At 36.5% G+C, this 411-nt stretch carries 1 protein-coding gene; it reads right to left on the bottom strand.

The window, feature by feature from the left end:
• On the bottom strand, nucleotides 1–263 hold a 263-nt coding region (locus KVT11_RS21145), incomplete at its 3' end, for an N-acetylmuramoyl-L-alanine amidase family protein (protein WP_254636526.1).
• Nucleotides 264–411: the final 148 nt, after the last annotated feature.

The raw sequence follows: 411 nt of genomic DNA on the forward strand, positions 1-411 counted from the left end.
GTTCTACTCATTTTAATTTGCAGGCCTTCATAATGGTTTTCCAAGAGATTCCGGATGCTATGGGAAATATTTAAGGTAATTTCTTTTTCCTGCATCCCATTGCCAATAGCTCCTGGGTCCACTCCCCCGTGACCAGGATCTAAATATAATTTAAACATTTTACACCACCTCGTACAAATACAATATGATCGAAGAGTAACGGAGGTATAGGAATTCGTCTGAGGTACATATAAAAATAGGTGATGATAGGCATTACATTTCATTGAATCAGATGATTTATTTTAAAGCTAAGAAATTTTCCAAATGCGAGACCATATGTATGAGCAGCAGGAATTAATGTTCCATATTTTTCGTGGGTCAGGCAAACTCTTTTCATCTAGACAGTAGGCTGATTGATTATTGATGCTTCTT

Origin of the sequence: Bacillus sp. GbtcB10, assembly GCF_019091365.1 — a bacterium.
Taxonomy (GTDB): domain Bacteria; phylum Bacillota; class Bacilli; order Bacillales; family Bacillaceae; genus Bacillus; species Bacillus altitudinis.